The sequence below is a fragment of the Enterococcus pernyi genome (assembly GCF_045371165.1).
In the GTDB taxonomy this organism is placed as follows: Bacteria; Bacillota; Bacilli; order Lactobacillales; family Enterococcaceae; genus Enterococcus_B; species Enterococcus_B pernyi.
Window position 1 is genome coordinate 112251 of sequence record NZ_JBIQDM010000010.1, and the last position, 10052, is coordinate 122302.

General features: G+C 40.9%; 8 protein-coding genes. 1 reads left to right on the plus strand and 7 read right to left on the minus strand.

Going from position 1 to position 10052, the window contains the following annotated elements; translation table 11 throughout:
- Positions 1–20: 20 nt before the first annotated feature.
- From xylB to xylA, 6 genes are all read right to left on the minus strand, one after another.
- Entirely contained in the window at positions 21–1556 is a 1536-nt protein-coding gene (xylB, locus tag ACH0AK_RS11765) for a xylulokinase (RefSeq protein WP_434800860.1), read from the minus strand.
- 41 nt (positions 1557–1597) lie between these two features.
- Positions 1598–2647, minus strand: coding sequence for a sugar ABC transporter substrate-binding protein (locus ACH0AK_RS11770; protein ID WP_010734026.1), 1050 nt, complete (start codon positions 2645–2647; stop codon positions 1598–1600).
- A 25-nt stretch (positions 2648–2672) separates the two neighbouring features.
- Positions 2673–3638, minus strand: a complete 966-nt coding sequence (locus ACH0AK_RS11775; RefSeq protein ID WP_023520548.1) for an ABC transporter permease — start codon at positions 3636–3638, stop codon at positions 2673–2675.
- Positions 3639–3679: 41 nt separating this feature from the next.
- Entirely contained in the window at positions 3680–5191 is a 1512-nt protein-coding gene (locus ACH0AK_RS11780; protein WP_023520549.1) for a sugar ABC transporter ATP-binding protein, read from the minus strand.
- Positions 5192–5231: 40 nt separating this feature from the next.
- On the minus strand, positions 5232–6848 hold the full coding sequence (locus tag ACH0AK_RS11785) for a glycoside hydrolase family 43 protein (protein ID WP_010734022.1): 1617 nt from the start codon (positions 6846–6848) through the stop codon (positions 5232–5234).
- 103 nt (positions 6849–6951) lie between these two features.
- Positions 6952–8259, minus strand: a complete 1308-nt coding sequence (xylA, locus tag ACH0AK_RS11790; protein ID WP_226076991.1) for a xylose isomerase — start codon at positions 8257–8259, stop codon at positions 6952–6954.
- A gap of 258 nt (positions 8260–8517) precedes the next feature.
- Between xylA and ACH0AK_RS11795 the strand changes: the two genes are divergently transcribed.
- Positions 8518–9669: an ROK family transcriptional regulator gene (locus ACH0AK_RS11795; RefSeq protein ID WP_010734020.1), complete on the plus strand. Its 1152-nt coding sequence runs from the start codon at positions 8518–8520 to the stop codon at positions 9667–9669.
- A gap of 126 nt (positions 9670–9795) precedes the next feature.
- Here the strand turns inward: ACH0AK_RS11795 and ACH0AK_RS11800 are convergent.
- Positions 9796–10052: transketolase-like TK C-terminal-containing protein (locus tag ACH0AK_RS11800; RefSeq protein WP_146808794.1), on the minus strand; the 257-nt coding region annotated here is incomplete at its 5' end.

A 10052-nucleotide genomic window follows, 5' to 3' on the forward strand; every position in this document is an offset into this window, starting at 1 on the left:
TTCACTTAGGTACTCGTTTATTATTTTTCGTACATGTGACAAATTTCCTTTGTACATTCGTATACTTTACGATAACGCGCATACACCTTTTGGTAAATTTCCACTTGTTGCGGGTTCGGTTGCACAGGGGATTGGTAGGAAACAAAAACACTTGCACATTCGTTCAAATCAGTAAACCAGTCACAGCCTACTGCTGCTAACATAGCGGCGCCAAGCCCAGGTCCTTGTTCGGTGGTTAAAGTAACGATCGGTCGATTGAAAATGTCCGCTTGCATTTGGAGCCACGTCTGATTTTTTGCGCCGCCACCGACTGATACGATTGTTTCGATTTTTTGTTGGGTCATCTCTTCCATGATCGCTTGGGAGTCCTTTAGAGAGAAGGTAATCCCTTCTAGCACGCTACGGGTAAAATGTTTCAATTCGTGTTGCGTATCTATCCCAATAAAGCTTCCTCTGATTTGACTATCACTGTAAGGCGTCCGTTCCCCTACGATATAAGGAGTGAACAATAAGCCATTACTGCCTGCATCAACACTTCCGATTTCTGATAGCAACTCGCTGAAGGAACGATTAGGAGCAAAGCGCTGTTTGAACCAACTCAAGCTGTCGCCAGCTGCTAAGGTCACACCCATGGAATACGCGGCACCTGAGGCATGTTGGAAGAGATGGAGCTTCCCTTGATAGTCTCTATCCACATTTTTTTCGTAACGAAGGAATACTCCACTTGTGCCGATGGAACATAATCCAAGACCTTCTTCTAAAATACCAGCGCCAACAGCGCCACAGGCATTGTCGGCACCGCCTGCAATCACTTTGACTGGCTTGGTAAAGCCGTATCTTTCTTTTAATTCCTCTTTCAATGTCCCCACCACGTCAGTAGAAGCCACTAAAGGAGGTAAGATGGCTGGATCGATCCCAAATTCTTCTAAGATTTCTTCATCCCACTGCTTCGTTTCTTGATCCAGCAGTAGTGTGCCAGCCGCATCTGACTCGTCCATATGATACGAACCAGTCAACCAGAATCGTAAATAATCTTTCGGTAATTGAATGTGTTTGACCTTTTCCCAACTCGCTGGTTCGTGTTCTTGGACCCATAAGATTTTCGGTAGTGTAAATCCTTCTAACGCTTTGTTTTTCGTGTGCTGTAACAACTTATCCCCCATTATTTCAGTGATTCGTTGACATTGTGGTGTCGTACGAACATCATTCCATAAAATAGCTGGTCTTACAACTTGATCGGCTTCATCCAAAAAAACTAAGCTGTGCATCTGTCCAGAAAAACTGATGCCTGCCAATTCATCTTTAAGATCAGTCACTTTCCCTAATAATTCTTTCAATATTTGATCTGCTGCTTTGAGCCAATCCGCCGGTTGTTGCTCGCTATACCCCATCTGTGGATTGCTCATAGGGTAAGAAGCAACTGCTTCTGCCACTAACTTTCCTTTTCGATCAAACACTAGGCCCTTCAAGGCACTTGTTCCTAGATCTAAACCTAATACATACATGAATCGTTCCCCTTTCCGACAAAAACAAGCGAAAGAAACAGTCCGTTCCATCAAGACACCACCTGTTCCTTTCCACTGATTACATACGCTTTTTATTCTGTTTCTTCTGTACTTTCTACTGAAGAATCTTCTACTGAGTCTGTTTTCACTTTACTTTTTTCTTTTCCATACTCTTCTAACTCTTCAGCTAACACATAGTTGACATCGATCGGAATTGTTGCGTCAATTGTTTCACCGTCGATTGCTTTCACTAAATTCTCGATCACTTGATAGCCGATTTGGTACGCATCTTGGTCAACGATCGCTGTGATTCGTTCGTCCGCTACTCCGCTTAACCAAGTGTCCGTATAATCAAATCCATAATGAAGCACCTGTCCTGCTTTTCCTTGAGATTCTAATGCACTCATCACACCGACATTCGGCCCTTCTGAACCTAATGAAAAGACAGTGACTAAGTCTCTATTCGCCGCAATGTAGCCTTCTAATTGTTTTTTAGATTCTGATGGTTGATCATTGTCTTGGATCGTCGCTAAAAACTTAAAGTTCTCAGCATCTTTTCCATAGATCTCTGCAAAACCTTCTTTCAGTCCTTTTTCACGATCGATCATAGTTGGTTGTGCGACGTCCACACAAACGATGGCGATCGAACCACCGGTAATGCCTTTTGCCTTCATTTCTTCAGCCGCACGTAACCCTAATTCTTTTCCAGCTGAGACATTGTCTGTACCGACGTAAGCTGTCCGATCTTCAGGATTTTCTAAATCGGCATCAAAGGTGATGACTGGAATATTTTTATCCATGGCTGCTTTGATTGGATCAACGAACGCTTTTTTCTCAATCGGTGCAATGGCGATTCCTGCTACGTTTTTGGCAACTGCTTCTCTGATAAAGCCGATATGTTTCTCTTTCTTACTTGGTTCAGCAGAAGGAGATGTTTTCGTGACCAATGTATAGCCCAATTCTTGTGCCGCATCCTCTGCTCCTTTTTTCATGGGGTTCCAATAAGCCCCGGTGTCTACGATTGGAATGAAATACAAGGTCTTTTCGCTATCTGCATCTGCAGAATCACTCGTACTACATCCTGTACCAACTAATAATAACGCAACGAACATACTGATGACCCAAAATGATTTTTTTAACATGGTCTTTTCACTCCTTAGATTATAATTATGACTGACGACTTGCTCGACGTTTCAAATAATCAATGATGATTGCTAAAATAATGACTAGACCGGTCACTGTATCTTGTAAAAATGAATTTACCCCCATCAATGTCAAGCCATTTTTAAATACTTGTAAGGTTAAGATACCTGCTACCGCTCCGCCAATCGTGCCGATTCCACCGCTAAATGATGTACCACCCATGATAGCTGCCGCCATTGCGAACAAGTCTAAGCCATTCGCATCTTTGGAAGCGCCACCATTTAAATTCGAAACAATCAACAAACCAGCGATGGCTGCTAACATTCCTTCAATCATAAACATCTTGATGATATGTTTATCCGTATCGATACCGGATAGTCTGGCTGCTTCTTGATTTGACCCTACCACATAGGTATATCTTCCCAAACGCGTATTTTTCATTATAAAAGCAAATACAATGATGATAATTAAAAAAATCAAGGCATTGCTTTTGAACATATCCGTACCAATCGGCGTTTTCGCTAAGCGATTGAACCACTCGTTTTCGGAACCGATAAATTGTTCGTCCGTGAAAAAACCGAGCATCCCTTTGATGACATAACTTGTTCCTAACGTTAAAATAAACGAAGGCAAATCAAATTTCTTGATCAACAAAGCGTTCACCGCGCCTAACATTGCCCCTGTCAATAATGCCAGAAGCACAACGACTGGCGCAGGCATTCCTTGATTTGCCGCATATAAACCGAGCATTCCTGATGCCATTCCGACATAACCAATTGATAGATCCACATAGCCGCAAATCAAAATCATCGCATAAGCAACAGTTAAAATGCCTACCGGTGGAATTTGTTGGAAGAAATTTTCAATATTGAATGTGCTCAAAAAATTCGCATTTGCAATTGAAAAATATAGGACTAAAGCAATTAACACTAAATAAACAGAGTAGTTCATAAAAAGTGACTTGATCGTTAACTTGTTTCGTTTTTCCATCGTTCTCTCCTTTGTTTACATATCCTCTAACTGAAGAATCGTTAATGCTCATTAAGCGTAGCATAGGTCATAATCAATTCTTGCGCCTCATCTTTTCTGTCCTGATACTCAGCGACGACGACTTCTCCTGTAATCTCACCTTCCCGAAAAACATGGATTCGATCGCAGATCCCTAATAATTCAGGGATTTCCGAAGAGACGATCAAAATCGTTTTCCCTTGGCGTGCCAACTCATTGATGATCGTATAGATTTCTGATTTTGCCCCCACATCAATACCTTTTGTCGGTTCATCAAAAATATATACTTGATTTGTTGTATTCAACCATTTTGCTAAAACGACTTTTTGCTGATTCCCACCAGAGAGACTGGCAACTGGACGCGCAATATCGCTGATCTTGATCTTCACGTCTTGTACAAACTGATGAGCCGTTTGATTAAGTGATTCATGTTTTAATACAAATCCACCTAGATTCGTTATCGTGATATTGTCTTGGATCGAAAGACCAAGAAACAAGCCTTGGTGTTTACGGTCTTCCGTTAGTAGTCCAATTCCTTGACGAATCGCATCCACCGGTGACTTGATCACTACCGGCTGGTTCGCCAATTTGATTTCACCAGATTTTGCTCGATCTGCACCGAAAATCAATCGCATCGTTTCGGTTCGACCACTTCCTACTAACCCCGCAAAGCCCAATACTTCCCCTCGTCTTGCCTGGAAGCTAACATTTTTCACCCGCCCAAAAGAATCAGAAAGATTCAAAACTTGTAAGTAAGTTTCTCCTAATTGGGTAGGTTGTTTCGGATACAGATCGTTGATTTCTCGCCCAACTAAGCGAGCGATGATTGCTTCTTCAGACAAGTTTTTCACTTCATCGGTCAAGATATATTCCCCGTCGCGCATGATCGTGATTCGTTCACCTAATTCAAAGATCTCTTTCATCCGATGGGAGATGTAAATACTGGATACACCTTTTTCCTTCAATCTGCGAATGATAATAAACAAAACTTCGACATCTTTTTCAGACAAAGAAGTCGTTGGCTCATCAAAAATGATCACTTTGGCGTTCAAACTAAGCGCTCTGGCAATTTCAACTAATTGTTTATTGGCAGTAGACAACGAAGCAACCAGTGTAGTAGGAGAAATCGCAGATCCTACTAGATTCAGCCATTGTTGCGTGTCTTCATATAATTTTTTGAAGTCAACAATTCCTAACGCCTTATTTTTATAGGGCAAACGACCAATAAAAATATTTTCTGCCACAGACAAATCTTCTGCTAGATTCAACTCTTGATGAACAAAGGCAATCCCTAATTCTTGTGCGAAGTCAGGAGTCATTTTAGGGATTTCTTTCCCTTCAAATATGATTTCTCCTTCGTCCTTATCGATCAATCCAGCAAGAATGTTCATTAAAGTAGACTTACCGGCTCCGTTTTCTCCCATAAAAGCATGGATCTCGCCTTTATTTATCTCAAGTCTTGCTTTTTTCAAGACGTGGACAGGGCCAAAACTTTTTTCAATATTAGACATTGAAAATAAACGTTCTTTTTCCATGAAAGATCTCCCCTCTTACTCCTGAAGCGACCACACTGTCCTATTCACTTTGCTTTTCCCGATAATCAAAATAATCAAAAACAGCTGGTAAATCATATCCTGAGTAATCGATGTTGACCATTCCCACAAATGCACCCGTAAAAAATCCACCATGGGTTTGGTTGACATATTCATCGGATAGTACTTTTGCGTCTAACTGGATCGCTAATTCGATCCATGTTTTTCCGTCAAACGAATAAGCATATGTGTAAGTTTCTCTTCTGACGATCGTTTTGAAATAAACAATTGTTACATCCTCTGGAATTGGAATGACCTGTTCCTGCAAATAACTTTTGAATACGCCTTGATTATTCTCAGTGAGTTCAATGACACGACCTTTTTCTTCGTGCCAAGTAACTTGGATCATCGACCAATGTTGCGAATTGTAATAATTCGTCAGCCCTGCCATTTGCTGGAAGGTCGTTGGCGAATAGCTCAATGCAGTTTCCGCTTCAAACTCAAATGCTTGCCAACGTCTAGCAACTAGGGAGTTTCCATGTGTATTGGCTAAACTTCCGGCACCTCGTAATGTCAGCTTTCCCTCTTTCAAGATGCCGATGTCCTTCGTAAAAGGGACACGTACTGTTTGAAATTGTGGTGGCAGTTCGCTTTGTTCGAAGTTAGTCCTTTCTGGCAGTTTTTCATAAGGGTGAGGTGTCACTCCTTTAGGTGCTTCCACCTCCATGCTCCCTTGCTTTCCACCAACGATTTCTGGCCACAATTCTTTAGACCATGTCACCTTTTGGATCGCTGTTTCTCTGCCTAATGTACACCAGCCACGAGGATCATGGATGGATTCATTTTTGTGATGCCACGGTCGACCAGTCAAATGGGCAAAATACCATTCGCCTTCTGGTGTATCGACTAATGCACCATGCCCGCATTTTTGCAACGGATTTTCTGGAGAATCATAGGCAGTTAAAAAGGTCTCTGCTTGGCTTTCAAAAGCTCCTTCTAAAGTTTTTGACCGTGCCACCACTTCTTGGTGCGTATAGACGGTACCACCTTCTGCACAAAACAAATAATAATAACCAAATAACTTATACAGATGTGGGCCTTCCACTAATTTCACGTCAGTTCCTTTCCAAATGATCTTACCTGTTTCCGGAAGTAGACGTTGCTCTTCTACTGAATATTCGGTGCATTTGATCCCGTTAAATGGATGATGGTATTCGCGATGATCCCATTCCATTTGAACTAGGTATTTGCGGCCATCGTCATCATGGAAAAGAGAAGCATCGAAGCCGACACCGTTCAACCGGATCGGTTGACTCCATGGACCAGTGATCTCTTCTGCAGTAGTCAAATAATTTGTACAATCTTTGAACGCTCCATTGACCACTTTGACATCGGTATAAACTAACCAAAATTTCCCATCCGCATAAGAGAGATCGGGCGCCCAAATCCCTCCTGAATCTTCATTGCCCTTCATATCCAACATCTCGACAGAAGCCAATGGACGTGCCACTAAACGCCAATTCATCAAGTCCTGCGACTCATAGATCTGAACGCCTGGAAACCATTCAAACGTTGAGTTGGCAATGTAATATGTTTCTCCCACACGCACAATAGACGGATCAGCATGAAAACCTGTTAATACTGGATTTTTAATTTTCATCGTACACCTCACTCTATTTTTTTAGGAGAATCCCTTTCAACCATCCAAAGGAGTCAGTGACATCTATCCTTAGCTAACTGAATGAGACTCTCCATAAGTTGGATTAAACTAAATAATCATTCAAACAAGATTTGACATATTCGATATGGCTTGATTCCAGCTCGATATCTTTCAACTTCAATGCATAGTCAGCCAAACTTTCCAAATCTTCCTTGTCGTTGACAATGGATTCCCCAATGCCTTCTTGGAACGTAGCATAGCGTTTCTCTTTTAAGGTATCGAAGAAGCAATCCTCTTTTAATTTCGCAGCTGCCTTCAGCCCTCTAGCAAAGGTATCCATCCCTGCGATATGCGCTAAGAATAGATCTTCCATGGCAAAACTGGAACGACGGACTTTCGAATCAAAATTGATTCCTCCTGGTGCGATACCGCCATTTTCTAAGACACCATACATGGCCAATGTGACATCATAGACGTTCGTTGGAAACTCATCAGTATCCCAGCCAAGCAACACATCCCCTTGATTCGCATCTAGGGAACCTAACGCGTTGTTGATCCGTGCTACTTCGATCTCATGTTCAAACGTATGCCCAGCTAACGTTGCATGATTAGCCTCTAGATTCAGTTTGAATTTCTCTTGTAAACCATATTTTTGAATAAATTGTAAAGCCGTTGCGGTATCAAAATCATATTGATGTTTACTTGGTTCCATTGGTTTTGGTTCAATCAAGAATTGTGGCGTATGACCGATTTTTTCACTATACGCGATCGCCATTTTGAACAAACGTGCAATATTATCTTGTTCAAACGCCATATCCGTATTCAACAACGTTTCATACCCTTCACGACCACCCCAGAATACATAATTTTGACCGTTGAGTTTTTTTGAGATGTCTAAGCCTTTTTTGACTTGAGCAGCAGCATAGGCAAAGACATCCGCATGATTCGTTGAAGCTGCACCATTCACGTAGCGTGGGTGGCTGAACATATTTGCAGTATTCCAAAGTAGTTTGATTCCCGTACGCTCCATCTGTTCCTTGATCAAATCGGTGATTTCATCTAAGTTTGCATAGAATTCTTCTAAACTATCCCCTTCAGGCGCGATATCGACATCATGGAAACAAAAATATTCGACACCTAATTTTTCTAAAATCTCAAAAAAGGCCGCTACTCGATTTTTTGCGGTTTCCATTTCAGTCGCACCTAGCCACGTTCTTTGATTGACTGGTGAGCCGAATGGATCACTGCCATCTTGTGTCATGGTATGCCAGTAAGCAACAGCAAATCGTAAATGCTCCTTCATCGTTTGACCGGCAACTACCTCTTCTGGATTAAAATGGCGAAAAGCAAAGGGATTGGTTGTCGTTGTACCTTCATATTGGATTTTTTCTATTTGTGGAAAATAGCTCATAACATATTCCTCCTAATTTATTCATTCTATATTAGTTAGTTTATCTAACAAACTAACTTAACAAGCATATAGTATACGCTTTCATAATTATAGTCAAGTTATTTTTTTATTATTATCAAAGCATTTATATTCGAATGAAGTTAATTTATTTACTTTACAAAACGAAATAGCTATAGATAAATAACTAGAAAAATAATGAGATTACCAGTATACTTTAGAACGTATCCTCATTACATAATGAATAGGAAGTGATTTACTTTGAAAAATCCAACGTATACTCGACGGAGCCCAAATGAGTCTCTCTGTTTAGAATTGATTATGAATCAACCCGCTCTTTCTCGTGCAGAGCTTTCAGCCATAACTGGACTAACCAAAGCAACTGTGTCCTCTATTGTGAAAAAATTGATCGATGATCAACTAGTCATCGAGACCGGCATTGGAGAATCTAGTAATGTCGGTGGACGTAAACCGATCATTCTTCAATATAATGGAAAAGCTGGCCTCTCTATTTCTATTGACATCGGCTATAATTACATCCATGCTCTCCTTACTTATCTAGATGGGGAAGAGATCCAACATATCCAAAAAAAGCCAATCACATTAGATGAGGAAGCCATCCATCTGTATCTTTCAGAAATCTTCACGTTATTTGAACAACATCTTCCGACGACAGAATATGGAATTATTGGGGTAGCAATTGCCGTTCATGGCCCTGTCTACCATGGTGAGCCGATTTTTGGCCCACATTACAATTTCGATCACATTCCTTTTCGCAAAATAGCTGAAAAACTGAGAGACTATCCTGTCTATTTGGAAAATGAAGCAAATCTGGCAGCTTTAGGTGAGTATAGCTTTACCTCAGATTCGGAAAATCTTGTCAGTATCAATATGCACAGCGGCATTGGTGCAGGAATCGTCAAAAATGGGAATTTAGAGGTTGGTGCCCATGGTTTTGCTGGTGAAATCGGTCATCAGATCATCGTGATGGACGGTAAGGAATGTCGCTGTGGCAACCGAGGTTGTTTGGAGATGTACGCTGCCAACAAAGTTTGCTACGATCGGTTTGCTCAGAAAAAAAACCTAGACTATGTCAATGGCATCATCCTTAGAGAATACTACCAAAACCAAGATCGTGATGCGCGACAAGTCGTAGAAGAAAATATCAACTACTTGACGATCGGTATCAACAACTTGATCGCCCATTATGACCCATCGATCATTATTTTGAATAGCTCACTTTATCGCGAAATACCTGATATGATCGAACAATTAAAAGGGAATCTGCACAATCATTTTTCGAATCAATTAGTCGTCCGCAACAGCTCTTTGAACGAAAAAGCGACACTTCTAGGAGGATTGGTCTTAAATCTCCAACACTTTTTAGAAATCAAACACCTGAAATTAAAATAATCATGAATCAATAAAAAAATCTGCCAAACCGGAAAACATTGAATTCCAGTTTGGCAGATTTTATCTAAATAAAGTACGTGTATCTTTAACTTGAAATTTTAAATAGTAAAAGAACAAAAATACCTTCTACAATTGATCAAACACTTCAACAACATGTTCCACTGTAAACTGATAATTTTGGATGATCGTTTCCCCAGGTGCGCTCGCACCGAAACGATCAATCGCAATGATTGCCCCTGCTGTTCCCGTATAGCGCTCCCAGCCAAATGAAGCAGCCATTTCGATAGAAACACGCTTCGTCACTGCTTTTGGCAAGACACTTTCTTGATATTCTGCAGATTGTTGTTCAAACAAATCAAAACTTGGCATAGAAACCACTGAGA